Raw genomic sequence first — 24,101 nt, forward strand, 5'->3', positions numbered from 1 at the left:
CGCTACTGCACGCTGAGGCGCAGCGCCGCCGCGGTGGCGAACGGGCTTAACGTCGCGCTGCCCGCCAGCAGCGCTCCCAGCACCGCCAGATAGCCGTCAGCGGGTAAATGCATCGATGCCGCGTCCATCGCCGCGGCGGCGAAAATCAGCACCGGGACACTCAGCGGCAGCACCAGAATGCCCAGCAGGACGCCGCCGCGCCGCAGCCCGGCCGTCAGCGCAACGCCCGGCGCGGCGAGAAACCCCAGCGCCGGCGTGCCGAGCAGCAGCGTCAGCGCCATGATTTTCCAGCCGTACACGTCCATCCCCAGCAGCAGCGCCACCAGCGGGGAGAGCATAATCAGCGGCAGGCCGGTCACCGCCCAGTGGGCCAGCACCTTCGCCAGCACCACCGCCGGCAGCGGCACCGGCAGCAGCATCAGCTGCTCCAGGCTGCCGTCCTGCAGGTCGTCGCGAAACAGCCGCTCCAGCGCCAGCAGCGAGGCCAGCAGCGCCGCCACCTGGATGATGCCCGGCGCGATACGCGCCAGCAGCTGCGGCTGCGGCCCGACGCTTAACGGAAACAGGGTGATGACCATCAGGAAGAACCACAGCGGGCCGGCGATGTCCGCGCCGTGGCGGAACGCCACGCGCAGTTCGAGACAGAAGACACGCCACATCACAGCCCGGCCCCCCCGCCGGTCAGCGCCAGGCGGCGGACGGTGTCCGCGGCCCCCGGCAGCGGCTGGTGGGTGGTGAGAATGACCATCCCGCCCTGCGCCGTGTGCGCCGCCATCCGCCGGGTGAGGCGCGCCACGCCGTTAACGTCAATGGCGGTGAACGGTTCGTCGAGCACCCACAGCGCGGCGCGGGTCAGCCACAGGCGGGCCAGCGCCACCCGGCGCTGCTGCCCGGCCGAGAGCTGAGCGACCGGCACGTCCTCAAATCCCGCCAGCCCGGCCTGCGCCAGCGCCTCCGGGAGACGCGCGCCGTCGCCGGGGTGGAAGAAGTGCAGGTTCTCCCGCGCCGTCAGGCGGGTTTTGATCCCCGGCTGGTGCCCTATCCACAGCAGACTGCGATGGAAGCTGTCGCGCACGCGGCGCAGGGGTTCGCCCTGCCAGTACACCTCCCCGCCGTCCGGGCGCGCCAGCCCGGTCAGCAGGCGCAGCAGGGTGGTTTTTCCGGCGCCGTTGCCGCCGGTGACCTGCACCCACTCCCCGGCCTCCACGGTGAACGACAGCCCGCGAAACAGCGTCCTCTCGTCCCGCTCGCAGTACAGATCTCTGGCTTCAAGCATTCCCACTCATCAACGTCCTGTCAGAAACCTGGTTTAACATCACGCATATCCGGCAGTTTATGCGCGATCCCTTTGTGGCAATCGATACAGGTCTGTCCATCTTTTACCGCCTGATCGTGCATTTTCGCCGCGACGCCTTTTTGCGCGGTCAGATCCATAAAGTCGAAATTGTGGCAGTTACGGCATTCCTGCGAGTTGTTGTCTTTCATGCGCCGCCACTCATTTTGTGCCATTGTCAGGCGATGAGCTTCAAATTTCTGCGGTGTATCTATCAGCCCAAATACCTTCGCATACAGCTCTTTACTGGCTTTGATCTTACGGATCATCTTCGGCCCCCACTCATGCGGCACATGGCAGTCAGGACAGGTGGCACGAACGCCGCTACGGTTGTTGTAGTGGACGGTTTCCATATACTCCTCATACACCGTGTTGCGCATTTCATGGCAGCTAATACAAAACTCTTCGGTGTTAGCCTTTTCCATTCCGGTATTGAAGCCGCCCCAGAAGATGATGCCGCCGATAAAACCGATTAACAGCAGCGTCCCCAACGCCAGGCGGCTGGGGCTGCGCCACCATCGCCAGACGCGCTTTATCCAGCCGGGTTTACGGTTAGAATTTTCCATAATGACCTCTTATTTCCCGTAACCTTGCGAGGGGGTAAAGGTATTGTCGATAATCGGCGCGGTATCAGACTGCGGTACGTGGCACTGCAGGCAGAAATAACGACGCGGCGCGACGTTGCCCGACACTTTACCGTCGCTGTCCATAAAGTGCGTCGGACTGATACGCGGCGCGCCCGTCGTACGATAACTTTCCACGCCGTGGCATTGCAGACAGCGGTTGGTATTGGTCGTCACCTGGTAGCCCTCGACGCTGTGCGGGATCATCGGCGGCTGGTTGACGTAATTTAGCGGCATACGTTCCTGCTCTTTCGGCATACGAATCGCCCCTTCCTGCGTCCCGGATACTTCCGGCGACTGGCTCAGATCCACTCCGTTTGCCGCCCAAACCGCACCACTTACCACCAGGGCAAGCGTGGCCATCCATTGACACAGCGCTTTCATCAGGTCATGGCTTTTCATTGTTTCGCTCCCGAACTCCATCGCATTTACACTTCATCCTTCGAGCTGCCTCTTTGTTGGCTGCGCTCGAAAATCCCAGTCACATCGTTATCTATGCTCCCGGGGATTTCCTCGCTTACCGCCGCGATGCATCCCGAATGATGTTGCGTATCGTTATTGTAAAAACATCCTCAGAACAGACATCCACGCAGCGACCGCAGGTCATGCAGTCGCGGTGAGTGACCTGCGCCGGGCTTTGCTCATCCAGCACCGGCGCACGTAGCACATGCGGTTCCGGGCAAACATGAAAACAATCCATACAGCGATTACATTTCTCACGTTTTTTGGCCGTCACGGTCACTACGCCTTTACTGCCTAGCACGCCATACAGCGCGCCCATCGGGCAAATATGACCGCACCAACCGTGCTCAACGACTAATAAATCAAATAAAAACAAAGCAATAATCAACAACGCGCCGCTACTAAATCCCATAATCAGACTACGACCTAACAGCGACACGGGATTAATCCATTCCCACAGCAGCGTGCCGGTCAACGCCGAACCGATTAACACCACCACCAGAAGGACGTACCGTATATGGCGTGGAATCGTCGCAGACTGGTTCAGGTCAAATTTCCTGCGCATCCAGTTAGCCAAATCGGTAACGGGGTTTAGCGGGCAAACCCAACTGCAAAATAATCGCTTTCCCGCCAGCGCATACAGCACAGCGATAATCACTGCTCCCGTCAGCGCCACGGTAGCGGGAAGATGTCCACTGGCGAGACTTTCCAGGGTAATCAGCGGATCGGTCAACGGGAGGGTATCGAACAGCAAACTACTGCTGTAGTTGCCATGCAAAACCCAAAAGCCCAGCCACGGGCCGCTGAGAAACATCCCCAGCACCATAAACTGGCTGATACGGCGTAACACCAGCCAACGGTGGCTACGCCACCAGCCTTTTTTCGCCCGCGCTTCTCGCCCGGCGTCGCGTTTACGATTTGCCATCTTTCCCCTCCAGCCAGCCGAAGCGGTAATGGTGTCCTAACTCCCCTTTCGCCAATGACAACGGCAACACTTTTATCGCTGGTTGCTCCAGTACGCAGACTTTTTCGCATTTGCCGCAGCCGGTACAGGCGTCGCTGTGTACGGTGGGCAGAAAGCGCGCATGTTTGCCGGTGCGCATGTTGCGATCCAGCTCCAGCGTGATGGCCTCATCGATTTTCGGGCATTCGCGGTAACAAACGTCGCAGCGCAGCCCCTGAAAGTTGAGGCAGTTTTCCTGATCCAGCAGCACCGCCAGCCCCATGCGCGAGTCATCAATGGAGGCGATATCTTTATTCAGCGCCCCGCTGGGGCAGACTTTGGCGCACGGAATGTCTTCACACATTTCGCAGGGGATGTCGCGAGCGACGAAATAGGGCGTGCCTGCCGATAGTCCGGAGGCCAGCGTCGCCAGTTTTAGCGTGTCGTATGGACACGCCTGAACGCACTGCCCGCAGCGCACACAGGCGCTGGCGAAGACATTTTCATTCAGCGCGCCAGGCGGACGCAGCCGCACGCCCGATGCGCGCGCGGTTTGCTGTTGCAAGCCCAGCGCCACGCCAACCGCCGCCAGCCCGCCCGCAGTGCGCACAACATCACGCAGGAAGCGGCGGCGGCCATTTTGGGGTTTCGCTGTACGGGACATAACGCGTTACACCTTCGCCAGCTTAACGGCGCACTTCTTGAAGTCCGTCTCTTTAGAGAGCGGGTCCGTCGCATCCAGCGTCAGGTTGTTCACTAGCTGAGCGGCATCGAAGAACGGCATATACACCAGTCCCTGCGGCGGACGGTTACGTCCACGCGTTTCGACAATCGAAATCACTTCGCCGCGGCGGGACGACACTTTAACCTTATCCCCACGACGCAGATCGCGCGCTTTCGCATCCAGCGGGTGAATAAAGACCACCGCTTCCGGGAAGGCGCGATGCAATTCAGGCACGCGGCGCGTCATACTGCCGGTATGCCAGTGTTCCAGCACGCGACCGGTGGAAAGCCACAGATCGTACTCGTTGTCCGGCGACTCCGCCGCGGGTTCAAATGGCAGCGCGAAGATCACCGCTTTGCCATCCGGTTTACCGTAGAATTTGTACCCTTCCCCCGCTTTTACATACGGGTCGTTGCCTTCGCTGTAACGCCATTGCGTCTCTTTGCCTTCCACGACCGGCCAGCGCAGACCGCGCGCGTTGTGGTAATCGTCGAACGGCGCCAGATCGTGCCCGTGGCCACGTCCAAACCAGGCGTATTCTTCAAACAGCCCTTTTTGCAGATAGAAGCCCAGCTCACGAGACTCATCGTTTAACTGATCCTCTTTCAGCTCGCTCAGCGGGAATTTGCTGACCGCCGGCGTGGCGAACAGAACGTCATACAGCGTTTTGCCGCGCAGCTCCGGCTTCTGAGCCAACAACGCCTCCGGCCAGACCTCCTCGGTTTTAAAACGACGGGAGAACTGCACCAGTTGCCAGAGGTCGGATTTAGCTTCGCCCGGCGCTTTAATTTGCTGACGCCAGAACTGCGTGCGGCGTTCGGCGTTGCCGTAAGCGCCTTCTTTCTCAACCCACATGGCGGTCGGCAGGATCAGATCCGCAGACAGCGCGCTCACCGTCGGGTAAGGATCGGAAACAATGATAAAGTTACGCGGATCGCGCCAGCCCGGCATCCGATCTTCATTGATGTTCGGCCCGGCCTGCATATTGTTATTACACATTACCCAGTAGACGTTCAGCTTGCCGTCTTTCAACGCGCGATCCTGCGCCACCGCGTGTAAACCCACTTTTGCCGGAATAGTGCCAGCGGGGATCTGCCAGTGTTTTTCGCAGATATCACGGTGTTTTTCGTTCGTCACGACCATGTCTGCGGGTAGACGGTGTGAGAAGGTTCCCACTTCACGCGCCGTACCGCAGGCGGAAGGCTGGCCTGTCAGCGAGAAAGGACCGCAGCCAGGCTGGGAGATTTTTCCGGTCAGCAGATGGAGGTTGTAAACCAGGTTATTCGCCCACACGCCGCGGGTATGCTGGTTAAAACCCATCGTCCAGTAAGAGATCACGCGCTTATTCGGATCGGCGTAGAGCTGTGCCAACTGTTCCAGTTGATCTTTCGGCACGCCGGTCATTTCAGCGGTCTTGTCCAGCGTATATTCTGCCACGAAGGCTTTATACTCGTCGAAGCTCATCGGCTCGGAAGCGTCGGAGCCCGGATTCTTCGCCGCTTTTTCCAGCGGGTGCGTCGGGCGTAAGCCGTAGCCGATATCCGTCGCCCCTTTACGCAGGTTCACATGCTTTGTGAAGAAATCCTGATTTACCGCGTTGTTCTGAATAATGTAATTCGCGATATAGTTAAGGATCACCAGATCGCTTTGCGGGGTAAAGACAATACCGTTGTCCGCCAGTTCAAAGCTGCGGTGCTGGAAGGTGGAGAGGACGGCAACCTTCACGTTCGGGTCGGACAAACGGCGGTTAGTGATGCGCGACCATAAAATCGGGTGCATCTCCGCCATGTTGGAACCCCACAGCACAAACGCATCGGCCTGCTCAATATCGTCGTAGCAGCCCATCGGTTCATCCATGCCAAAGGTGCGCATAAAGCCCACCACCGCCGAGGCCATGCAGTGACGCGCATTCGGGTCGATGTTGTTAGAGCGGAAACCAGCCTTGAACAGTTTCGCGGCGGCATAGCCTTCCCAGATGGTCCATTGACCCGATCCAAACATGCCGATCGCTTCTGGTCCTTTCTCTTTCAGGGAGGTTTTAAACTTCTCTTCCATCACATCGAAGGCCTGTTCCCAGCTCACCGGCGTAAACTCGCCGTCTTTGTGATAGCTGCCGTCTTTCATGCGCAGCATCGGCTGCGTCAGACGATCTTTACCGTACATGATTTTGGGCAGGAAGTAGCCTTTAATGCAGTTCAGACCACGGTTGACCGGCGCGTCGGGGTCGCCCTGGCAGGCGACCACACGGCCCTGCTGCGTTCCCACCAACACACCGCAACCCGTTCCGCAAAAACGGCACGGCGCTTTATCCCATTTGATGGCTTCCTGCTGCCCGACAACGGCGCGGGCGACGCCCGGCACGCTCAGACCGGCAGCCGCCGCAGCGGCCGCAACGGCGTTAGCTTTCATAAAGCTACGACGACTGAGTTTCATGGTGTTTCCTCACCTTGCTCATCCTGCTGGTGATAAACCAGCGACACCGCCAGTACGCCCTCGACATTGCGTACTGACTCAATTGTTTGCATCAGCGTTTCACTCTGATCTGCTTCCGCCACCACGATCAGTTGCCCGCTTTCAACATCGCTTAACGCGACTTCGCAACCCGGCAACGTGTTCAACTGTGTGCCAATGGCGGCGATGTTCTGACTTTTGGCCTGCACGACCAGGCTACAGACCTGCCAGTTAGTGCGCATGGTGGTTCTCCGCTTTGATGGCTGACACGGGGCAGATAGCCACACACGCCCCGCATCCGTTACAGGCCTGCGAGTCAAGCTGCGGCTGGTAAATACCGGATAACGTGGGACGAAAGGTAATGGCCATAGGTTCACAACTGTCCTGGCAACGATGGCATTCAACCGATTGCCTGGCGAGGCAGTTTTCCGTGAGCGTAAAAACCAGATCCCAGGCCCTGGTGTGGCGCGGAAGAAAAAGCGATTCGGTACAGGCCTGCGCACAGGCATAACAAAAGCTGCACTCGCCCCGTTTGAAATCTACGCTCGGATATCCCCCCGCCCCTCGCTGCAGGATGTCGGCCTCACACGCCTGGATGCAGGCGTCGCAACGCAGACAATGTGCGAGAAAATAGGTCGTTTCTCTGGCCCACGGCGGAAGAATCCCATTGCTGGCGTTGCGCCAACTGCCGGTCAACATGCTTCGACGGGATAAATCAACCATGATATCGCCCTTCCATAACGACACGCTTCCATAGGGAGTGAATACCAATAAAAACCGTACAATTTATGAGTAGTTGTTTTTGTAAATAAGATATTTCAGGATGTGTAAGAGATGCATACCCCGATAGAGGTAAATGCTGTTGCCGGATCAAAAGAGTGCCGGGTAAAGACCCGTAAACGTGCTTTTTCTCACATTTCAATGAGTTATATAGATATTTATATAACGAAAACCACTAATAGCTGATAATTTCATTTACATTATCAATATCAGAATATTCCACTATATAAAAAGACGCTATTTTATTAATAATCTTGAAAATATGAGTAAATACAGATTAATAGATAATATGAATGTGTTAATCTGTTGTCAGTGAATACCGAAAACAGCAGAAAGGAAATACTGTGAACAATCAAATGAAGATGTTTGTCCCTGCCGTCGTCTTCGCCGCCCTCGCCAGCGCCTCTGCCTGGGCTAACAATGGCGATACCGCCCAGCCGCTGGAAAAAATCGCCCCCTATCCGCAGGCGGAAAAAGGAATGAAGCGGCAAGTGATAACCCTTACCCCTCAGCAGGATGAATCTACCCTCAAAGTGGAACTGTTGATTGGCCAAACGCTGAATGTGGATTGTAACCAGCATCGCCTCGGCGGCACGCTGGAAACAAAAACGCTGGAAGGCTGGGGCTATGACTATTATGTCTTTGATAACGTCACCTCTCCGGTATCAACCATGATGGCCTGCCCTGAAGGTAAGAAAGAGCAAAAATTCGTCACCGCCTGGCTGGGTGAAGACGGGATGCTGCGCTACAACAGCAAGCTGCCGATCGTGGTGTATACCCCGGCGAATGTGGACGTGAAATACCGCATCTGGAAAGCGGACGCTAACGTACAGAACGCCGTCGCGCGATGATGTTACGCTGCCCGGTCACACTTACCGGGCATCTGAACACGCCGACTCACGCAGCGCTCCGGGGTTCTTTTTAAAACACGTCTGGAAACCCGCTCGCCCGCAGCAAAAAATACCCCGATGCCTGGTGGCGACGCGTGGCATCTTATCAGGCCTACCCGCGTGCGGACGTAGGGCTGCCATCAGGCGGTTTATCCGGCGCCATAATCCATTACGCAGTACGCGCAACCGCATCACGCGAAGCGGCGTCACGTTCGTCGCCGGTGAGTTCGGTTAACTGCCCGTTACGCATTTCAAGCAGACGATCGGCGTGAATAAAATAGTGATCATCATGGCTGATGGCGAAAATGGTTTTGCCCATTTCCTGCATTAACGGCAACAGTACCTGATAAAACTCCCGGCGGAAATGCGGGTCCTGATCGGCGGCCCACTCATCCAGCAAAATAATATCGCGCTCTTCCGCCAGCGCCAGCAGCAGTGCAATGCGCTTTTTTTGCCCTTTCGACAGTTTAAGATTCAAGATGCGCCCGTCGTTTAGTTCCAGCTTGTGCGTCATTTTCAGGTGCTCAAGCCACTTTTCGACCAGCGCGGGATTGGCGGGTTTCCCCTGCGGCCCCAGCAGGCGGTCGAATAACCACACATCGGTGAACACCGCAGAAAACAGTTTGCGATAATCTTCCGGCTGCCCGGCGGCAATAGGTTGACCGTCAAGTAAAATCGTTCCCGATTGCGGCTGGTATAAACCGGTCAATAACATGGCCAGCGTCGATTTCCCGCTACCGTTGCCGCCAATTAAAAACAGCAGTTCGCCGCGGTGAATCGTCAGGTTGATGGGCCCCACGGAAAACGCGTTATCCTGATAGTGGAAAACCACGTTGCGCAGCTCCAGCGTCTTCCAGTCGGGAAAGGCTTTCGGCTGTGGAAAATCAGGCTTATACGGGGCGAGCGCGAATTTATTCAGTTTATTAAACGCCACCTGGGCGGTCAGTAGCGTTGGCAACGCCCCCACCGCAGACAGCAGCGGCGTGCGCAGGAACAGCAACGTCAGTGAATAGGTCGCCGCGACGTTGGTATCCGCCCAGCCGAGACTATTCGCCATCCAGAAGACCAGGCCTATCGCTCCCAGCATCATGATATTCGACCAGTTGACGGCGCTCAGATGAAAAGTATCGGCACGGATAATGTGATGACGGTACTCTTTGGCGTCCGGGGTATAGCATTGCTGAAAAATCTGCTCCGCACGCTCGCGGTTTAGCGTCAGCTCTTTGCGTCCTTCCAGCACCGTCTGATAGTCGTTGTACAGCTTATCTTCGGTCTCGCGCAGGGTCGCCATATGCTGGTAAACCCGCGCCACCAGCACAAATCCGCCCCAGATAGTGACCACCATCCAGATAGCCGTAACCAGCAGCATTTTTGTCGATAGCATCGCCAGATACGCCGCCGAGCCGACGGTGAGGATAATGCCCTGCACCAGCTCAGGCAGACGCACAAAGGCGATAGTAATATTGCGAATATCGCTGGTCAGACCGGCCAGTAAAGAGGCGCTGCCCAGTTGCTCAATGCGTTCAACGTGCGTATCCAGAATGCGCTTGATAAATTCGCTGCGCAGGCGGTAAACGAAATGGTGTCCCAGAGTGGTGAGCGCCAGTTGGGAACCTAATGTGACGACCATTAGTAACAGGAGCAGACCGAGAAATTCCGGCAGCACCATGACGGTGGTGTCCACCGTTTCAATCAGGCGCTGATTGATAAACGCGATCAGGCCAATCCCCAGCGCCGCGCTGGCGAGGCTCAGCGCCATCACGCTAATAAATGGCCAGCGGTACTGCCGCCAGACAAGAATAAGAAGTTCCATGCATACAACCCGGACCGATAATAACAGCCCGCAGTTTAACTAACTCCACCTGCACAGCAATAATAATTCTTATTTTTATTCTTTTTCAGCTGCCTGACGGAAGGTGAGATTGTAACGAAATTCACCGGTCATGGGATGAAAGCCCGCTTTAAGCGGCTGGATACCATGATAAAACAGCCGGGACTCGCCGCCCCAGACCACGATATCGCCATGCTCCAGTAAGATCCGCTGGATCGGGTCGCTGCGACGCAGGCCGCCAAACTGAAAAACCGCCGGCACCCCCAACGAAACTGAGACAATAGGCGCGCGCAGATCCGGCTCGTCTTTATCCTGATGCAGCGACAGTTTTGCGCCGGGCGCGTAGCGATTGATCAGGCAGGCGTCCGGTTGGAAGCTCGCATACCCTGCCGCGATTGCCGCCTGACGACATACGCTGGCAAACGATAACGGCAGCGCAGGCCAGGGTTTATCAGTCAACGGATCGCGCACGGCATAACAATAACCGTGACGATCGGTAGTCCACCCTAACGCGCCGCAGTTGGTCATCGCCACCGACATGGTGTAGCCGCCCGGCGTCACCATCTGACGAAACGGAGACTGACTGGCGACAAACCCGATATCGTCTAATAGCGACTGCGCCGCGCGAAACGCAAAGCGGCGCAACACCACCGCGCCAGGCGCCAGGGGCTCTTGCCAGGGCGCTTCATCAGCAAATAGATCCAGCATTGCTACTCCTCTTTTTGCGCTTCTCGCTTTAATAGCTGCGCTTTTCGACGCACGCCCCAACGATAACCGGAGAGCGCGCCATCGCGACGCACGACCCGATGACACGGGATCACCATCGCCAGTTTATTCGCGCCGCACGCGCTGGCGACCGCGCGTACCGCCGTGGGTTTGCCGATAGTCGCGGCAAGCTGTTGATAGCTTACGGTTTCGCCGCAGGGAATTGCGCATAACGCCTGCCAGACCTGCTGTTGAAACGCGGTTCCCTGGATATCCAGCGGCAACGAGAGCAGCACATCGCGTGTGTTGATAGCCGCGACAACCTGCCGCACCCGTTGCTGAAAAAGCGCGTCAGCAGGTTCGTGGCGGGCCGACGGGAAAAGGGTGTGTAATTCAGCCAGTAGCGCGTCGTCGCTATCACCGGGGAGAATCGCGCAAATCCCCCGCTCGCTCTCCGCCACCAGGCACCGTCCGTAAACCCAGTCCGTCAGCGCATAGCGAACGGAGACATTATCGCCGCCTTTGCGAAACTGTTTTGCCGTCATGCCCAGCGTCTGGTCGGCATGACGGTAGTAGCTACTGCTATCCGGGAAGCCAGCGCGGTAAATAGCCGCCGTGATCGGCTCTCCTTTCGCCAAAGCCTCACGCAGCCGCCGGGCGCGCCACGCCTGCTGCCACCCTTTCGGCGTCATTCCGGTGCTCGCTTTAAACAGACGGTGCAGATGAAACGGGCTCATCGCCACCGCCTGCGCCAGAAACGCCAGCGTTACCGGCGTCTCCTGCTCAAGCAAACGGCAGGCGCAGGCAATCTTATCCAACCGCCGTTGCTGCGCGCGCGCATTATCCGGCTGACAGCGCTTGCAGGGGCGAAAACCGGCGTCCAGCGCCTGCTGCGCGTTGGCAAAAAAGCGAACATTTTTACGTAACGCCCGCTTCGAGCGACAAGAAGGACGGCAAAAAACGCCGGTGGTTCGCACCGCAAAAACGAAACGCCCATCCGCGCTGGCATCGCGCGCCTGCACCCGCAGCCAGCATTCATCATCGATAAGTAACGCTTTTTTCATCATAGACTCCTTCATTAAGCATAGTGCTTGCTTACATGCAGTGTGTCCGTAAATCCGCCCACAAAAACCCGTAATCTTGCGTTTTAATTCTTATCGCTCACCAGGAACGTTTTGAACTGCGGCGACATCCAGGTTTTAAAGCCTTCACCTTCTTTCATGATCATAAATACCGCCAGCCCTTCCCTCCGCACGACCTCTTGCGCCTTTTGCGTACCAAGCACCATCAGGCCGGTGTCCCAGCCGTCCGCTTCCAACGCCGTTGGCGCGATGACCGTAACCGATACCAGATTGTGTTCAATGGGGCGCCCCGTTTGCGGATCGATAACGTGCGAGACACGCTTGCCATCCAGCTCGTAATAGTTACGGTAGCTGCCGGAGGTGCTGATGCCATGCCCGTTGATATCCACAATCGCCTGCACTGCGTTTTCCCGGTCGGTCGGCTTCTGAATCGCGACGCGCCACGGCTGCCCCTGCGCATTCATCCCGCGACTGCTTAATGCGCCGCCCACCGAGACCAGATAACGCGCAATGCCCTCCTGCTCCATCAGACGCGCCAGATGATCCGCCGCATAGCCCTCCCCGACCGTGGAGAGATCAACATAAAGATCCGGCAGATCTTTTTGCAAAAACTGATGTCCAGCCCTGTCGATAACCTGCAAATGTTGCAGGCCTGTTTTCGCTTTTGCCGCATCGATTTGTGCTGGTGTTGGGATATGCAGCGGCTGCCGATCCGGCCCAAACCCCCACAGATTGACCAGCGGGCCCACGGTGATATCCATCGCGCCATCCGTCTTCGCGCCAATACGCAGCGCCGAGGTCACGATATCCGCCATGGCTTCGCTGACCGGCCAGGGCGCAAGACTGCGTGAATGGTTAAAACGCATCAACGCGGAGTCATTTTTATAGGTAGAAAGCAACCAATCATCAGCATCAAGCTGAGTCTGGATTTTAGTCTGTAACTCTGCGGCGCGTTTCGCATCGATACCAACCACGCTCACCCGCCAGAGAGTCCCCATCGTTTTACCTTCCAGCACCTGAGCGGCAGGTGACGCTGTTGTCGTTTCGGGAGCCTCATCGCAGCCCATAAGTAGAAAAGCCGCCGCCAGACACACGGCCCGGCAAAAAGTCATTTTCATCGCTGTTTATCCTCATTCGAATGGACGCAAGCGTATATCAAAACGTCGTATTTGTACGCCGGAATAAGGCATGAAAAAAGGGCCCGCAGGCCCTTTAGCAACATCTTTTGCTGATTAGAACTGGTAAACCAGACCCAGCGCTACGATGTCGTCGGTGTTGATGCCCGCATCGCGGGTAAAGTCGTTTTTATCCAGCAGGTTGATTTTGTAATCAACATAGGTGGACATGTTTTTGTTGAAGTAGTAAGTCGCGCCGACATCAACGTATTTTACGATGTCCTGGTCGCCATAGCTGGCGCCGTAACCGTTGCTGATGTCCTTACCTTTAGACTGCAGGTAAGCCACAGACGGACGCAGACCAAAGTCGAACTGGTACTGAGCAACCACTTCAAAGTTCTGCGCTTTGTTGGCAAAACCGTAAGAGGTGGACGGGTTGCTACCGTTAGAGGTACCAAAACGGGTTGCGTTATAGGTCTGAGAATACTGCGCTGCCAGATAGATGTTGTTCGCATCGTATTTCAGGCCGCCGGTGTAAACCGTGGCGCGATCGCCGTTACCATACAGGCGAGCGTTAGCGGTGTTGTTCTGATCGGCAGTACGTTTAGACGTGGTGATAGCGCCACCGACAGAGAAGCCTTCGCCGATTGCATAAGTCAGCGATCCGCCGTAACCGTCGCCGTTCTGGTTCAGCAGGCTGCGACCGTTGGTGTTTTCACCGCTCACGCTGCCGTTTTTGCCCTGATACTGTAACGCGAAGTCCAGACCATCCACCAGGCCGAAGAAGTCGGTGTTACGGTAGGTAGCATAGCCGTTACCACGCTGCTGCATAAAGTTGTCAGCGCCGTAGGTGTCGCCGCCGAACTCCGGCAGAACGTCGGTCCAGGAGGTCACGTCATAGGTTACGCCGTAGTTACGACCATAATCGAAGGAACCTGCATCAGCGAATTTCAGACCCGCAAACGCCACACGCGTCCAGGAGTCGTTGCTGCCTTCAGTCTGGTTGCCCTGAATCTGATATTCCCACTGGCCATAACCGGTCAGCTGATCGTTAACCTGCGTTTCGCCTTTGAAGCCGATACGCATGTAGGTCTGGTCGCCATCGCTGCCTTTGTCGTCAGAGAAGTAGTGCAGGCCATCAACTTTACCAAACAGGTCTAATTTGTTGCCGTCTTTATTATAAATTTCAGCCGCATTCGCTGCGCCCGCCACCAGCAGAGCTGGTACCAGGAGGGACAGTACTTTAACTTTCATGTTATTAACCCTCTGTTATATGCCTTTATTGCTTTTTTATGCCACTGCTTACTGGTTAACCCTCATTAACCAGTCGGCAAGTCCATTCTCCGCAAAAATACAGAATAATCCAACACGAATATGATACTAAAACTTTTAAGATGTTACAGTTATCTACATAGATGTTTCAAAATATGAATTTTACGGAACTTTTTTAAAGCAAAAATCAAGTAAAAATAAGCACAAATAGACAAAATATATTCACGAAACTTTTAAAATCAACGGGTTAAATTGATGAAATTCATAGCACTGAATGATAAAACAGAATCTTCATTCGCAACTAAAATAGTGACCGCTATCATCATTAACTTTATTTATTACCGTCATTCACTTCTGAATGTCTGTTTACCCCTATTTCAACCGGATGCTTCGCATTCGGTTTTTTTTACCCTTTTTCAGACACACCCGGCTGATTTATGCTACCTGCCTAAAACTATCACGGTTATTCACTACACTCCCCTGCTCGACCGTTCGTAAGACATTAGCAAATAATTTCTTGATATTTAGTGCTAAACATTTATAAGTAGTCTTTATATTTGTACCGTTCTGCGAAGGTTGTACGCTTTTCCCGTCCCGCCGACGGAGCGCGTGTTAAGTTGCCCGGCATGACGTAAGAGTCTGGAAATTCATTCATTACCCTTTATACTGCCCTTCACCTTCAGCGTTGCTTTTACAGGTCGTAAACATAAATGAGTCAGTCTGACACAACGGTCTCTACCCGATTCTCCCTTCTACCGGGAAGCATTACCCGTTTCTTCTTATTGCTGATCATTGTGCTGCTGGTAACGATGGGCGTTATGGTACAGAGCGCCGTCAACGCCTGGTTGAAAGACAAAAGCTATCAAATTGTCGATATCACCCACGCTATTCATAAACGCGTGGATACCTGGCGGTATGTTACCTGGCAAATTTATGACAACATCGCCGCGACCACTACGCCATCGACAGGTGAAGGACTTCAGGAAACGCGTCTGAAGCAGGATGTGTATTATCTTGAAAAGCCGCGACGTAAAACTGAAGCGCTGATTTTCGGTTCCCATGACAGCGCCACGCTGGAAATGACGCAGCGTATGTCAACTTATCTGGATACGCTGTGGGGCGCGGAAAACGTGCCGTGGTCCATGTATTACCTCAACGGACAGGATAACAGCCTGATTCTTATCTCTACCCTACCGTTGAAAGATCTCTCTTCCGGCTTTAAAGAGTCCACTATTGGCAATATCGTCGATTCCCGCCGGGCAGAGATGTTGCAGCAGGCGAATGCGCTGGATGAGCGCGAAAGTTTCTCCTCATTGCGAAAACTGGCCTGGCAAAACGGTCACTATTTTACGCTGCGCACGACCTTCAATCAGCCAGGACATCTGGCAACCGTGGTGGCGTTTGATCTGCCCATTAATGATTTAATCCCGCCGGGAATGCCGCTGGACAGTTTTCGGATAGAGCCTGACGCAACCCAAGCGACGGGGCGAAGCAGTGAAAAGGAAGCGCCTGATAGCGTCACGATTAGCTTTAACGGTTCAAAAATTGAGATCTCCTCAGCGCTTAACTCTACCGGAATGCGCCTGATCTGGCAGGTACCGTTCGGTACGCTTTTGCTTGATACGTTGCAAAATATTTTGCTGCCTTTACTGCTGAACATCGGGCTGCTGGCGTTGGCGTTATTTGGCTACGCCACGTTCCGTCATCAGCCGGGACGGTCGACGGAATCGACATCCGGCAACGCGGCGAATAATGAGCTTCGCGTCTTACGCGCCATTAATGAAGAGATAGTTTCTCTGCTGCCGCTGGGTCTGCTGGTCTACGATCAGGAAGGCAACCGCACCGTGATCAGCAATAAAATCGCCGATCATCTGTTGCCGCATCTTAACCTGCAAAATATTACCAGCATGGCGGAACAGCATCAGGGCGTGATTCAGGCGACAATTAATAACGAACTGTATGAGATCCGTCTGTTTCGCAGCCAGATCGCTCCCCGCACGCAGATCTTTATTATTCGCGATCAGGACCGGGAAGTGCTGGTGAATAAGAAGCTTAAACAGGCGCAGCGTTTGTATGAGAAGAATCAGCAGGGCCGCGCCGCCTTTATGCAAAATATCAGCAACACGCTTAAAGAGCCCGTACGCCAACTGGCGGTTAACGCCGCAGCAGTCACCACGCCGGAAAGCCTGAAACTGGCGGATCAGGCGGATGTATTGGTACGTATGATCGATGAAATCCAACTGGCGAATATGCTGGAAAATGACGCATGGAAGAGCGAAGCCACGCTGTTCTCCCTGCAGGATCTTATTGACGAAGTCGTGCCGGAAGTGCTGCCCGCCATTAAGCGTAAAGGGCTGCAACTGCTGATTAATAACCATCTTAGCGGCAACGATGAACGCTGGGGCGATCGTGACGCCCTGCGCCGGATTTTGCTGCTGTTGATTCAGTATGCCGTCACAACGACCGCTATGGGTAAAATTACGCTTGAAGTCGAGCAGGATGAATCTATCGCGGAGCGTCTGACTTTCCGTATTCTGGATACGGGCGAAGGTGTAACGTTAAACGAGATTGATAATCTGCATTTCCCGTATATGAATGAAACGCAGGGCGATCGTTACGGCAAAGCGAATCCGCTCACCTTCTGGCTGTGCAATCAACTGGCGCGCAAACTGGGCGGTCATCTCAACATTAAAGCGCGAGAAACGCTGGGCACGCGCTATACCGTTCATGTCAAAATGCTTCCTCACGATCAGCATACTCAGGTCGAAGAGCGCCTGCTGGACGACGTGAGCGTGATGGTCGATGTGACGTCCAACGAGGTTCGCGCGATTGTGCTGCGTCAGTTAGAAAACTGGGGCGCCACCTGCATCACGCCGGATGAAAGGCAGATAAGTCAAGAATATGATCTCTTTTTAACGGATAATCCGTCTAATCTTACTGCCTCGGGCTTGCTTTTAAGCGATGATGAGTCAGGCGTGCGGAAAATTGGCCCGGGTCAGTTGCGCGTCAACTTTAATATGAGCAATGCTATGCAGGAAGCTGTACTACAACTTATCGAAGAGCAGCTGGCGCAGGAAGAGATTCCCGCCTCCCCGCTCGGCGGAGATGAAAATGCCGAGCTTCATGCCAGCGGCTATTATGCGCTATTTGTAGACACAGTACCGGATGATGTTAAGAGGTTGTATACTGAGGCGGCAACCAGCGATTTCGCTGCGCTGGCCCAAACGGCCCACCGCCTGAAAGGGGTGTTTGCCATGCTTAATCTGGTACCCGGCAAGCAGTTATGTGAAACGCTGGAACATCTGATTCGTGAGAAAGATGCTCCAGGTATAGAAAAATATATCAGCGACATTGACGCCTACGTCAAAAGCTTGCTGTAGCAAGGTAGCCCAATACATGAACAATATGAACGTAATTATTGCCGATGACCACCCGATTGTACTGTTCGGTATTCGCAAATCACTTGAACAAATCGAGTGGGTGAATGTTGTCGGCGAATTTGAAGATTCCACAGCATTGATCAACAACCTGCCGAAATTAGATGCGCATGTGTTGATCACTGACCTCTCCATGCCGGGAGATAAATACGGCGATGGGATCACCTTGATCAAGTACATCAAGCGTCATTTTCCGAGCCTGTCTATTATCGTTCTGACCATGAACAACAACCCGGCGATCCTGAGCGCCGTGTTGGATCTTGATATTGAAGGGATCGTACTCAAACAGGGTGCGCCAACCGATCTGCCTAAGGCGCTGGCCGCGCTGCAAAAAGGCAAAAAATTCACCCCAGAAAGCGTTTCTCGTCTGCTGGAGAAAATCAGCGCAGGCGGTTACGGCGATAAGCGTCTGTCGCCAAAAGAGAGCGAAGTATTACGCCTGTTCGCCGAGGGTTTCCTGGTCACCGAAATCGCCAAGAAGCTCAACCGCAGCATTAAGACCATCAGCAGCCAGAAGAAATCGGCGATGATGAAACTGGGCGTAGAGAATGATATCGCGCTGCTCAACTATCTCTCTTCTGTCACCCTGAGTCCGACAGACAAAGAATAAATCGCTTTTATGTTACCCAGCCTGATGGCGCTACGCTTATCAGGCCTACCAGTCGACTCATCTTTTACAGGCCGGACAGGCGACGCCGCCATCCGGCATTTTTTATGCCCGCGTTTTACGTACCCGCTCGGCATACACCGCCAGCGTCTGTTTCAACACATCCAGCGTCACAGGCTTCGACAAACAGCTGTCCATACCGGACTCCAGGCAACGTTGTTTCTCTTCCGCCAGCGCGTTCGCCGTCACGCCGACGACAGGCAGCGTCAGCCCAAGCTGACGGATACGCTGCGTCAGGCGATAGCCGTCCATGTTCGGCATGTTCACATCGCTCAGAACAATATCGATAGCATTTTTACTCAGCACATTCAGAGCGTCTACGCCATCATTGGCTGTCTTACACTGATACCCCAGCGATCCCAATTGATCGGCCAGCAAGCGGCGATTGATCGGATGATCGTCAACGACCAGAATCATCATGTCGTCATTTGAATCTGCAGTTTTATCCGTCGTCGGCAATGCGCTGGAAAGCGCTTCACTATCCAGCTCAATACTATAGATACGCGCCAACAGCGCGGGCAACTCATGCACCGACGCCACACTATGCACCCACTCGCCCGGCGCTCTTTCCAACGGAATCCCGATATGACGGCGGCAAAAGACGACCGCCGCCCTCCCCTGCCAGGTATGCTCCAGCGCGTCATCGACAATCAAAATATCGTCCGCGGCGGGTTCTTGCCCTTCATAACGCTGCGTATGAACGCCGCTACGCGCCAGACTGGTCTCAATAAACTGGCACAAAGAAGTATTGCGCACCGCCAGCCAACAGCAGGTTCCGGCGAGTCCTTCCACGCTCTTTTTCACAGGGTATTGCGCGCCATAAAGCGGGATGCGCAGCGTAAACTGGCTTCCCATGCCAGGCTCCGAATCGACGGAAATATCGCCGTCCATCATGCTGATCAATTTTTCGCAAATCGCCAGCCCCAGACCGGTCCCCTGAAAGTTACGCTGTACGCCGGTTCCCACCTGGAAGAAGGGATCGAACAGGCGAACCACCTCTTTTGCCGGAATACCGACGCCGGTATCCCGCACGCGAATGCTGAGATAATCCCCATCACAGCGCACATGCAGCACGATGCAGCCAATATCGGTAAACTTAATGGCGTTGCTCAACAGGTTTGAAATAACCTGCTGTAAACGCATCGGGTCGCCGTTCAGCGATACCGGCACGTCAGGCTCAATAAAACAATACAGACCGAGCTGCTTACGCACCACCAACGGCAGATAATTGGCGGTGATATGGTTCATCACCTCTCGCGGTGAAAATTCGCGCGGCTCAATCTTTAGCTGTTCCGACTCAATTTTCGAGAAGTCGAGAATGTCGCTGATAATTTTCAGCAACAGACTGGAGGAGTTATTCATCGCCGTGACCAGACGTTCCACGCCTTTTGGCAGCTCTTTGGTTTGCAGCAGATCGAGATTGCCGATGATACCGTACAGCGGTGTGCGCAATTCATGGCTGACCGTCGCAAGGAACATGGATTTAGACTGGCTTGCCTGCTCCGCCGCCTGCGCCATCTCTTGCAGCGACTCTTCCATTTTGACGCGCGTACTCACATCTACCAACACGCAAATCGCGACGTTTTCATTGCGATAGCGGGAATGGACGAAGCTAATTTGCAAATTGGTATTATTGCTGGTCAATACATCAACAAAGTTGACCTGCTGGCCGCAAATAATTTGCGTCAGGCGCTGTCTGTCTTCATGCGTGAGCATGTTCAGGTAGGTGTGCGCCAGTTCGTTACTCAGAATATTGACACCATCAATAGTGCGCAGAATACAGATCCCCACCGGCGCGGAGGCGACGATTTTACGGTTGAACTGTTCATGCTCTTCCAGACGCTGAGCATCGCTCTCCGCCGGAATAAAAATTCGCCGCTCATACATCCGCGCAAGCGTAAACAGCCCTGCGCCCACCAGCACGTTCAGCAGGATAGCGTTCAGGATAAGAATACGAATACGCTCCAGGACTAAATCTACAGGCACAGAATAGACAATACTGAGCGAGGATGGCGGCAGGCTTTTTTTGAGTACCAGTTCGCGAAAACCTGGCGTATAACCAAACCAGGAACGCTCCTGCATCCAGCGCGGCTCCGCTTTAATAATGCCGTCAGGACCGGTCAACGAAATCAGCGAATGGCCGTTCTCATCAATAATAGTGACGCCCATCGGCAAACTGCCGGGCGTGAAAAAATTTTCCATACGGATGGACTGCTCGACGCCCAGCAGCGCCTGCAGACGGTTGGCCAGATACACCGGCGTCAGCGCATAAAAGTAGCCCACGCCCTGACGCGCGCCCTGGCTTATCCAGAAAAGGTTATTCCCACTTTCTTCCTGCGGCGCGTTGCGGTATTTCATAATCCGCTCATGTAACGCTTTTAACGCATCATCGCGCTCCACGGGCATTTCACGCAGGCCGAAATTCGCCATACAGAGGTTATCGCTGCCAATCAGGAAAACGCGGTTAAGATCATACGCCGCTGAAAAGTTGTCGCGCCAGTAACGCATAAACCAGGCCAGCGACTCCAGCGATCCGCGCCAGGCGGAGCCCATCGCCGCACAGTCTGAGTCGGCAAATAGCGGTTCAAAGTCCGGCACCACCATTTTGTCATCACGCGCACGCGACGACATGACGCCGTTTTCCGCCGTTAAACGGTTCTCGGCGATATATTTGAGCTCTTTCATCACATCCGACGTGCGCTGGATAAAACGCTGCGCCTGATCGGAGCTAAGGTTGAACTCCTGACGAATTTCAGACTCCCGCTGGTGCAGGGCATTGACGATGTAAAACACCGAAACAAAGGCGATTAAGAGCCAAATGAGTAACGCTAACGCTCTGAATAAGTAGCGCGAGACTTTCAGCGTAGTTCGAAAGGAAGCAAGGTATTTCAAAGGGGCGAAGCTCCGCCTCAGGATGTAAATAGAGTGTGACTAAGGTAGCGGTAAATGACGTAGCCCGCAACGGCAAAGAAAAAGGGCCGGATATCCGGCCCTCGCACAGCAATAACATTACTCGTCAGCGTCATCCGCAACGTCGTCATCGCTTTCCGCTTCCGGGGCGATATCCTCATCCCCTTCCGCCACGCTGCCGTCGATAGCGTCGAGTTCTTCGTCATCTACCGGTTCAGCAACGCGTTGCAGACCCACCACGTTTTCATCTTCCGCCGTGCGGATAAGGATAACGCCCTGGGTATTACGTCCCACTACGCTGATCTCGGACACACGGGTACGCACCAGAGTACCGGCATCCGTGATCATCATGATCTGGTCGCAATCGTCTACCTGTACCGCACCGACAACGGAACCGTTGCGCTCGGTCACTTTGATAGAGATAACGCCCTGCGTCGCACGAGACTTGGTCGGGTACTCGTCCGCTGCGGTACGCTTCCCGTAGCCGTTTTGCGTTACGGTCAGAATAGCGCCTTCGCCGCGTGGGATGATCAGAGAGACGACTTTATCGTCTCCCGCCAGCTTAATACCGCGCACACCGGTCGCGGTACGCCCCATCGCACGGACGGCGTCTTCTTTGAAGCGCACCACTTTACCCGCGGCCGAGAACAGCATGACTTCGTCAGAACCAGAAGTCAGGTCAACGCCAATCAGCTCGTCGCCGTCGTTGAGGTTCACCGCGATAATACCGGCGGAACGCGGACGGCTGAATTCGGTCAGCGCCGTTTTCTTCACGGTACCGCTGGCGGTCGCCATAAAGACGTTGACGCCTTCTTCATACTCACGAACCGGCAGAATCGCGGTGATACGTTCGTTGGCTTCCAGCGGCAGCAGGTTGACGATCGGACGACCGCGCGCGCCGCGGCTGGCTTCCGGCAGCTGATAGACCTTCATCCAGTACAGACGGCCCCGGCTGGAGAAGCAGAGGATGGTGTCATGGGTGTTAGCCACCAGCAGGCGGTCGATAAAGTCTTCTTCTTTAATACGCGCGGCAGATTTACCTTTCCCACCACGACGTTGCGCTTCGTAATCTGTCAGCGGTTGATATTTGACGTAACCCTGGTGAGACAGCGTCACGACAACATCTTCCTGGCTAATCAGATCTTCGATATTAATATCGGCGCTGTTGGCGGTGATTTCGGTACGACGCTCATCGCCGAACTGATCGCGAATTAACTCCATCTCTTCGCGGATCACTTCCATCAGGCGATCGGCGCTGCCCAGAATGTGCAGCAATTCAGCAATCTGCTCCAGCAGCTCTTTGTATTCGTCGAGCAGTTTTTCATGCTCCAGGCCGGTCAGTTTCTGCAAACGCAGATCCAGAATCGCCTGCGCCTGCTGTTCAGTCAGGTAGTACTGACCGTCACGCACGCCAAATTCTGGCTCCAGCCATTCCGGACGCGCGGCGTCATCACCAGCGCGCTCCAGCATCGCAGCAACGTTGCCCAGATCCCACGGACGCGAAATCAGCGCCGCTTTTGCTTCCGCCGGCGTTGGCGCGCGGCGAATCAGTTCGATAATCGGGTCGATGTTGGCCAGCGCAATCGCCAGAGCTTCAAGGATATGCGCACGGTCACGGGCTTTACGCAGTTCAAAAATAGTCCGACGCGTCACCACTTCACGGCGGTGGCGCACGAACGCTGAAATGATATCTTTCAGGTTCATGATCTTCGGCTGGCCGTGATGCAGCGCCACCATGTTAATACCGAAGGAAACCTGTAGCTGGGTCTGGGAGTAGAGATTATTAAGCACCACCTCGCCCACCGCATCGCGTTTCACTTCAATCACGATGCGCATCCCGTCTTTGTCGGATTCGTCACGCAGCGCGCTGATGCCTTCCACGCGTTTATCTTTCACCAGCTCGGCGATTTTCTCGATCAGGCGCGCTTTGTTCACCTGATAGGGAATTTCATGGACGATGATGGTTTCACGGCCCGTTTTGGCGTCAGCTTCAACTTCCGCGCGGGCGCGAATGTACACTTTGCCACGACCGGTGCGGTAGGCTTCTTCGATACCACGACGACCGTTGATGATCGCGGCGGTCGGGAAGTCCGGCCCCGGAATATGTTCCATCAGCCCTTCAATGCTGATGTCTTCGTTGTCGATATACGCCAGGCAGCCGTTAATCACTTCCGTCAGGTTGTGCGGCGGGATATTCGTCGCCATACCTACTGCGATACCGGAAGAACCGTTCACCAGCAGATTCGGAATTTTGGTCGGCATGACGTCCGGAATTTTTTCCGTACCGTCATAGTTATCCACGAAATCCACCGTCTCTTTTTCGAGATCGGCCATCAGTTCGTGGGCGATTTTCGCCAGACGGATCTCCGTATAACGCATTGCCGCCGCGGAGTCGCCGTCAATAGAACCGAAGTTACCCTGACCATCCACCAGCATGTAACGCAGCGAGAATGGCTGCGCCATACGAACGATGGTGTCATACACTGCGGAATCGCCGTGGGGATGGTATTTACCGATTACGTCACCAACGACACGGGCAGATTTTTTATAGGCTTTGTTCCAGTCATTGCCCAATACGTTCATGGCGTAAAGTACGCGACGGTGTACCGGCTTCAGGCCATCTCGGACATCCGGCAGCGCACGGCCAACAATGACCGACATCGCATAATCCAGATAGGAGCTCTTCAGCTCCTCCTCAATGTTGACCGGTGTAATTTCTCTCGCAAGGTCGCTCATCTAACCGCTATCCCTCTACTGTATCCCGGATTCAAAGGTCGCAAATTATAACACATTCGCCCACGTACTGGTAAACGGAATGCAGCCAGACAATGCTTTATTCGGGTGCCGCATGCTCTCTTCATTTATAAGCGTGGTCT

19 protein-coding genes, 1 other RNA gene and 34 other annotated features are annotated in these 24,101 nt (G+C 54.8%); of the genes, 3 read left to right on the plus strand and 17 right to left on the minus strand.

Annotated elements, in window-relative coordinates; all coding sequences use genetic code 11:
• Positions 1-2 precede the first annotated feature (2 nt).
• The 9 genes from ccmB to napF all read right to left on the minus strand — a co-directional run bounded on the left by ccmB (position 3) and on the right by napF (position 7,275).
• Positions 3-678 (minus strand): ABC superfamily (membrane) heme exporter protein gene (gene ccmB, locus STM2253; RefSeq protein NP_461196.1). Within the gene, positions 3-662 belong to an annotated coding region; the region does not span the whole gene.
• Positions 659-1,296, minus strand: a protein-coding gene (ccmA, locus tag STM2254) for an ABC superfamily (membrane) heme exporter protein (RefSeq protein ID NP_461197.1). Within the gene, positions 659-1,276 belong to an annotated coding region; the region does not span the whole gene. The genes ccmB and ccmA overlap by 20 nt, the downstream gene beginning before the upstream one ends.
• Positions 673-678 (minus strand) — a ribosome-binding site (putative RBS for ccmB; RegulonDB:STMS1H002390). (Overlaps the previous gene by 6 nt.)
• Positions 1,291-1,296: a ribosome-binding site (putative RBS for ccmA; RegulonDB:STMS1H002391), on the minus strand. It lies within the gene ccmA.
• The gene (gene napC, locus STM2255; protein ID NP_461198.1) for a periplasmic nitrate reductase occupies positions 1,297-1,908 on the minus strand. Within the gene, positions 1,297-1,899 belong to an annotated coding region; the region does not span the whole gene.
• Positions 1,903-1,908: a ribosome-binding site (putative RBS for napC; RegulonDB:STMS1H002392), on the minus strand. It overlaps the preceding gene by 6 nt.
• On the minus strand, positions 1,909-2,358 hold the full coding sequence (gene napB, locus STM2256; protein ID NP_461199.1) for a periplasmic small subunit nitrate reductase of cytochrome C550: 450 nt from the start codon (positions 2,356-2,358) through the stop codon (positions 1,909-1,911).
• A 115-nt stretch (positions 2,359-2,473) separates the two neighbouring features.
• Positions 2,474-3,356 (minus strand): ferredoxin-type protein gene (napH, locus tag STM2257; protein ID NP_461200.1). Within the gene, positions 2,474-3,343 belong to an annotated coding region; the region does not span the whole gene.
• Positions 3,330-4,040, minus strand: a protein-coding gene (gene napG / locus STM2258; RefSeq protein NP_461201.1) for a ferredoxin-type protein. Within the gene, positions 3,330-4,025 belong to an annotated coding region; the region does not span the whole gene. Before napG ends, napH begins: the two co-directional genes overlap by 27 nt.
• Positions 3,351-3,356, minus strand: a ribosome-binding site (putative RBS for napH; RegulonDB:STMS1H002393). (Overlaps the previous gene by 6 nt.)
• Positions 4,032-6,529 (minus strand): periplasmic large subunit nitrate reductase gene (gene napA / locus STM2259; protein NP_461202.1). Within the gene, positions 4,032-6,518 belong to an annotated coding region; the region does not span the whole gene. Before napA ends, napG begins: the two co-directional genes overlap by 9 nt.
• Positions 4,035-4,040 (minus strand) — a ribosome-binding site (putative RBS for napG; RegulonDB:STMS1H002394). It overlaps the preceding gene by 6 nt.
• Positions 6,515-6,791, minus strand: a protein-coding gene (gene napD / locus STM2260; RefSeq protein ID NP_461203.1) for a periplasmic nitrate reductase. Within the gene, positions 6,515-6,778 belong to an annotated coding region; the region does not span the whole gene. The genes napA and napD overlap by 15 nt, the downstream gene beginning before the upstream one ends.
• Positions 6,524-6,529 (minus strand) — a ribosome-binding site (putative RBS for napA; RegulonDB:STMS1H002395). (Overlaps the previous gene by 6 nt.)
• Positions 6,768-7,275, minus strand: a protein-coding gene (gene napF / locus STM2261) for a ferredoxin-type protein (protein NP_461204.1). Within the gene, positions 6,768-7,259 belong to an annotated coding region; the region does not span the whole gene. Before napF ends, napD begins: the two co-directional genes overlap by 24 nt.
• Positions 6,786-6,791 (minus strand) — a ribosome-binding site (putative RBS for napD; RegulonDB:STMS1H002396). (Overlaps the previous gene by 6 nt.)
• Positions 7,270-7,275 (minus strand) — a ribosome-binding site (putative RBS for napF; RegulonDB:STMS1H002397). It lies within the gene napF.
• A gap of 397 nt (positions 7,276-7,672) precedes the next feature.
• On the opposite strand from napF, the gene eco reads away from it, so the two are divergent.
• Positions 7,673-8,167: an ecotin gene (gene eco / locus STM2262; RefSeq protein NP_461205.1), complete on the plus strand. Its 495-nt coding sequence runs from the start codon at positions 7,673-7,675 to the stop codon at positions 8,165-8,167.
• Between the two features lie 208 nt (positions 8,168-8,375).
• Here the strand turns inward: eco and yojI are convergent.
• From yojI to micF, 6 genes are all read right to left on the minus strand, one after another.
• Positions 8,376-10,032 (minus strand): putative ABC-type multidrug/protein/lipid transport system gene (gene yojI / locus STM2263; RefSeq protein ID NP_461206.1). Within the gene, positions 8,376-10,019 belong to an annotated coding region; the region does not span the whole gene.
• Positions 10,027-10,032, minus strand: a ribosome-binding site (putative RBS for yojI; RegulonDB:STMS1H002398). Its footprint overlaps the gene before it by 6 nt.
• A gap of 62 nt (positions 10,033-10,094) precedes the next feature.
• Positions 10,095-10,837, minus strand: a protein-coding gene (gene alkB, locus STM2264) for a DNA repair system specific for alkylated DNA (RefSeq protein NP_461207.1). Within the gene, positions 10,095-10,745 belong to an annotated coding region; the region does not span the whole gene.
• Positions 10,748-11,861 (minus strand): AraC/Xyl family transcription activator/repressor gene (gene ada / locus STM2265; protein NP_461208.1). Within the gene, positions 10,748-11,809 belong to an annotated coding region; the region does not span the whole gene. Before ada ends, alkB begins: the two co-directional genes overlap by 90 nt.
• Positions 10,751-10,756, minus strand: a ribosome-binding site (putative RBS for alkB; RegulonDB:STMS1H002399). It overlaps the preceding gene by 6 nt.
• Positions 10,812-10,820: a -10 signal (putative -10_signal for alkB; RegulonDB:STMLTH004529), on the minus strand.
• Positions 10,829-10,837: a -35 signal (putative -35_signal for alkB; RegulonDB:STMLTH004529), on the minus strand.
• Positions 11,813-11,818 (minus strand) — a ribosome-binding site (putative RBS for ada; RegulonDB:STMS1H002400).
• Positions 11,834-11,842: a -10 signal (putative -10_signal for ada; RegulonDB:STMLTH004530), on the minus strand.
• Positions 11,853-11,861: a -35 signal (putative -35_signal for ada; RegulonDB:STMLTH004530), on the minus strand.
• A 28-nt stretch (positions 11,862-11,889) precedes the next feature.
• Positions 11,890-12,956 (minus strand): putative thiamine biosynthesis lipoprotein gene (gene apbE / locus STM2266; RefSeq protein NP_461209.1). Within the gene, positions 11,890-12,942 belong to an annotated coding region; the region does not span the whole gene.
• Positions 12,022-12,042 (minus strand) — a protein binding site (putative binding site for Ada, RegulonDB: STMS1H000002). It overlaps the preceding gene by 21 nt.
• Positions 12,951-12,956: a ribosome-binding site (putative RBS for apbE; RegulonDB:STMS1H002401), on the minus strand. (Lies within the gene apbE.)
• 100 nt (positions 12,957-13,056) lie before the next feature.
• Positions 13,057-14,365, minus strand: a protein-coding gene (gene ompC, locus STM2267) for an outer membrane protein 1b (ib;c) (protein ID NP_461210.1). Within the gene, positions 13,057-14,193 belong to an annotated coding region; the region does not span the whole gene.
• Positions 14,201-14,206 (minus strand) — a ribosome-binding site (putative RBS for ompC; RegulonDB:STMS1H002402). Its footprint overlaps the gene before it by 6 nt.
• Positions 14,306-14,320 (minus strand) — a protein binding site (putative binding site for Lrp, RegulonDB: STMS1H000255).
• Positions 14,328-14,340, minus strand: a protein binding site (putative binding site for OmpR, RegulonDB: STMS1H000327).
• Positions 14,341-14,349, minus strand: a -10 signal (putative -10_signal for ompC; RegulonDB:STMLTH004531).
• Positions 14,357-14,365, minus strand: a -35 signal (putative -35_signal for ompC; RegulonDB:STMLTH004531).
• Positions 14,362-14,372: a protein binding site (putative binding site for OmpR, RegulonDB: STMS1H000332), on the minus strand. It overlaps the preceding feature by 4 nt.
• A gap of 49 nt (positions 14,373-14,421) precedes the next feature.
• Positions 14,422-14,434 (minus strand) — a protein binding site (putative binding site for OmpR, RegulonDB: STMS1H000333).
• Between the two features lie 5 nt (positions 14,435-14,439).
• Positions 14,440-14,454: a protein binding site (putative binding site for IHF, RegulonDB: STMS1H000222), on the minus strand.
• Positions 14,444-14,624: non-coding RNA, regulatory RNA (micF, locus tag STM2268), on the minus strand. (Overlaps the previous feature by 11 nt.)
• Positions 14,619-14,624: a ribosome-binding site (putative RBS for micF; RegulonDB:STMS1H002403), on the minus strand. Its footprint overlaps the RNA gene before it by 6 nt.
• 281 nt (positions 14,625-14,905) lie before the next feature.
• Positions 14,906-14,911, plus strand: a ribosome-binding site (putative RBS for yojN; RegulonDB:STMS1H002404).
• Between micF and yojN the strand changes: the two genes are divergently transcribed.
• Together yojN and rcsB are read left to right on the plus strand one after the other, a co-directional pair.
• Positions 14,906-17,591, plus strand: a protein-coding gene (yojN, locus tag STM2269; RefSeq protein ID NP_461211.1) for a putative sensor/kinase in regulatory system. Within the gene, positions 14,922-17,591 belong to an annotated coding region; the region does not span the whole gene. Its footprint overlaps the feature before it by 6 nt.
• A 1-nt stretch (position 17,592) precedes the next feature.
• Positions 17,593-17,598, plus strand: a ribosome-binding site (putative RBS for rcsB; RegulonDB:STMS1H002405).
• Positions 17,593-18,258 (plus strand): LuxR/UhpA family response regulator in two-component regulatory system with RcsC gene (gene rcsB / locus STM2270; RefSeq protein ID NP_461212.1). Within the gene, positions 17,608-18,258 belong to an annotated coding region; the region does not span the whole gene. (Overlaps the previous feature by 6 nt.)
• Positions 18,259-18,360: 102 nt before the next feature.
• Here rcsB and rcsC read toward each other — a convergent pair.
• Positions 18,361-21,223, minus strand: a protein-coding gene (gene rcsC, locus STM2271) for a sensory histidine kinase in two-component regulatory system with RcsB (RefSeq protein NP_461213.1). Within the gene, positions 18,361-21,207 belong to an annotated coding region; the region does not span the whole gene.
• Positions 21,218-21,223, minus strand: a ribosome-binding site (putative RBS for rcsC; RegulonDB:STMS1H002406). (Overlaps the previous gene by 6 nt.)
• 101 nt (positions 21,224-21,324) lie before the next feature.
• Positions 21,325-24,037 (minus strand): DNA gyrase, subunit A gene (gene gyrA, locus STM2272; RefSeq protein NP_461214.1). Within the gene, positions 21,325-23,961 belong to an annotated coding region; the region does not span the whole gene.
• Positions 23,972-23,977, minus strand: a ribosome-binding site (putative RBS for gyrA; RegulonDB:STMS1H002407). Its footprint overlaps the gene before it by 6 nt.
• Positions 24,004-24,010: a protein binding site (putative binding site for CspA, RegulonDB: STMS1H000124), on the minus strand.
• Positions 24,013-24,021 (minus strand) — a -10 signal (putative -10_signal for gyrA; RegulonDB:STMLTH004532).
• Positions 24,029-24,037, minus strand: a -35 signal (putative -35_signal for gyrA; RegulonDB:STMLTH004532).
• A gap of 40 nt (positions 24,038-24,077) precedes the next feature.
• Positions 24,078-24,084: a protein binding site (putative binding site for CspA, RegulonDB: STMS1H000126), on the minus strand.
• Between the last annotated feature and the right edge of the window lie 17 nt (positions 24,085-24,101).

The organism is Salmonella enterica subsp. enterica serovar Typhimurium str. LT2, from assembly GCF_000006945.2.
Classification (GTDB): domain Bacteria; phylum Pseudomonadota; class Gammaproteobacteria; order Enterobacterales; family Enterobacteriaceae; genus Salmonella; species Salmonella enterica.